This window comes from Gemmobacter aquaticus, assembly GCF_007859075.1.
Lineage (GTDB): Bacteria > Pseudomonadota > Alphaproteobacteria > Rhodobacterales > Rhodobacteraceae > Gemmobacter > Gemmobacter aquaticus.
Map to the genome: position 1 here is coordinate 1 of NZ_VOAK01000012.1, position 2,269 is coordinate 2,269.

Below are 2,269 nucleotides of genomic sequence, written 5' to 3' on the forward strand. Positions count from 1 at the left end.
TTCCTCGGGGTGTCGAGAGTATCGCGTCTTGTTTTGCTCCGCAAATTGCTACACATTTTGCTCCACATGTGTTGATGGGGTGTCGATGTGGCGATCATGCGGCGGGGGAAGGGGCTGAGTCTGCGCAGGCGCGTGCCGAACCGCTATGCCTCGATCGAGCCGCGGCGAGAAATCTGGCTGAGCTTGCACACCGACTCCGAGACGATTGCCCGTCAGAAGGAGAGCAGGGTCTGGCAGGAGCAGATCGAGGCATGGGAGGCGCGGTTGGCGGGGGATACTGCCGAGGCCGAGGCGCGCCATGCCGCTGCACGCCGCCTGGCCGAAGTGCGTGGCTATCGGTATCTCTCGTCCGCGGACGTGGCGCAGCTGCCGCGCGCGGAGCTGCTCGACCGGATCGAAGGCGTGGCAAAGCGGGGTGTTGATCCGAAAGAGGCGGCGGCCCTGCTTGGTGGGGTGAAGGAACCCGTCATCAGCGTGACTGGTGCGCTGGAGGTGTTCTGGGACCTCGCGCGGGATCAGGTTCTGGGAAAGAGCCCGGACCAGGAACGTCGCTGGCGCAATCCGCGGATCAAGGCTGTCAGGAACTTCGTGGATGTGATTGGGGACAAGTCGCTTTCCGAGATTTCAAGGGATGATCTGATCGCCTTTCGCAGCTGGTGGCTCAACCGGCTTGAGGAGGAGGGCCTCTCGGCCGACTCGGCGATGAAGGACATCACGCATCTGACCGGCGTGTTGCGCAAGGTCATCGAGATGCGGCAGTTGAAGGTCGACCTTTCACTGGGCGGCCTTGGCATCAAGAGCAGGGAAGGGGCAAAGCGGCTGCCATTCTCGGATGGCTGGATCCGCGACCGTCTTCTGGCGCCGGGCGCACTGGACGGGATGAATGATCAGGAACGCTGCATCCTGATGGTCGTCATCAATACAGGCGCCCGGCTCAGCGAGGTAGCGGGTCTGCGCGCCGAGGAGATATGCCTTGATCACAGCGTTCCGCATCTGTCTTTCCAGCCGATCGGGCGGCAATTGAAGTCGAGCAATGCCAGCCGCAGCATTCCCCTTCTGGGCATCGCCCTGGATGCGATGCGGCAGTTTCCCGAAGGGTTTCCGCGCTATCGCGAGAACTCTGCCAGCCTGAGTGCGGCGATGAACAAGTTCCTGCGTTCCAACGCCCTGATGGAAACGCCGCGGCATACGATCTACAGCCTCCGGCATGCCTTCGAGGACCGGATGCTTGCCGCGCGGATCGACGAGCGTATTCGTCGTGACCTGATGGGGCATGCGTTGGCGCGTGAGCGCTATGGGCTGGGCGCCTCACTCGCTCACGCGGCAGAGTTGCTGGTGCCGATCTCGTTCTGAGCGATCAGCGCCCGGGCGCGTTCGATCACGTCTTCGGCCCGTGCAGCCTTCTCAAGCGCAATCTCGCGCTCCAGACGCCGGAAGATCGGGGCATAGATGGGGTCCTGCACGACCAGCCGGGCTGCGACCTGCAAGGCGGTCTCAAGACGGGCGAGTTCATCGGACGCCCGGTTGTACGACCGCTCGACCGCAGCCTTGGCTGCGACCTCGTCTGCTTTGACATGCCTCTTCCGTTCCCGCGCCATGGCGAGTTGCCTCCGGCCCCGCCCGGGGGACCGGCGCGGTGGCGTGGTGTGATGATCCTTGGCGTGTGGTGGTGAGGACCGGCGCCGATGGGGTCAGTATAGCAGTCTGGCGGGCATGGGCGCAGGGCGTTCTCCGGTAAGCTGTTGCGATTCATGTGGAAAACCCCAGAAAGTTGTCCGCAGAACTCTCTTTTGGAAAAGGTTATTCGTATCTTTTCTGCGCCGGCGCCGGCGCCGGCGCTGGCCCTGCGCGCCTGCGTCGCGCCGGAGCGCATGAGGAAAACCTGAAAATCCGGAAAATCGGCAAACGGGGCGTAGGCCCTGCAACAGCCGTCCTCGGGAAAACGGAAAAGATGGGAAGTATGGGAAAGCGTCATCTGGCCTCCTCGACGAGAAAGGAAAGAAGTAGAGAACTGCCAATCGCCTTCGAGAAAGAACGAAAAAGAAGGAAAGGCATCGCCTCCTGAAAAAATGAGGACAGGAAGACAGCCGAACGCACACTCAGAGGACAAGGAAGGCAAAAAAAGCCCGAGAGCGGGAAAAAGGCTGTGCGACGGCAAGGTCTTCACGGAAGGGCATTGGCAGGCCCGACGGGCAAAAAAGCGGGGGACGCGCAGGACCGTTCGATGATCGTCGAGCGCCCGCCTGTCTCTGCGCGCCATGATGCTCAC

General features: G+C 62.3%; 3 protein-coding genes. 2 read left to right on the top strand and 1 reads right to left on the bottom strand.

Features of this window, described 5'->3' with window-relative positions; all coding sequences use genetic code 11:
- The first annotated feature begins 96 nt into the window (after positions 1–96).
- Complete coding sequence (locus FQU74_RS09625) at positions 97–1,353, top strand: tyrosine-type recombinase/integrase (protein WP_338324181.1); 1,257 nt, start codon at positions 97–99, stop codon at positions 1,351–1,353.
- Here the strand turns inward: FQU74_RS09625 and FQU74_RS09630 are convergent.
- Positions 1,317–1,598, bottom strand: a complete 282-nt coding sequence (locus tag FQU74_RS09630; protein WP_146286266.1) for a hypothetical protein — start codon at positions 1,596–1,598, stop codon at positions 1,317–1,319. The two genes, FQU74_RS09625 and FQU74_RS09630, sit on opposite strands and share 37 nt — an antisense overlap.
- 173 nt (positions 1,599–1,771) lie before the next feature.
- On the opposite strand from FQU74_RS09630, the gene FQU74_RS09635 reads away from it, so the two are divergent.
- Positions 1,772–2,065 carry a hypothetical protein gene (locus tag FQU74_RS09635; protein WP_146286267.1) on the top strand — a complete coding sequence of 98 codons (294 nt, stop codon included), beginning with the start codon at positions 1,772–1,774 and terminating at the stop codon, positions 2,063–2,065.
- Positions 2,066–2,269: the final 204 nt, after the last annotated feature.

What these genes read in the sequence shown, in the direction of transcription:
- FQU74_RS09625 (WP_338324181.1), top strand. Translation starts at nt 97, where the DNA reads ATGCGGCGGGGGAAGGGGCTGAGTCTGCGCAGGCGCGTGCCGAACCGC.
- FQU74_RS09630 (WP_146286266.1), bottom strand. Translation starts at nt 1,598, where the DNA reads ATGGCGCGGGAACGGAAGAGGCATGTCAAAGCAGACGAGGTCGCAGCC.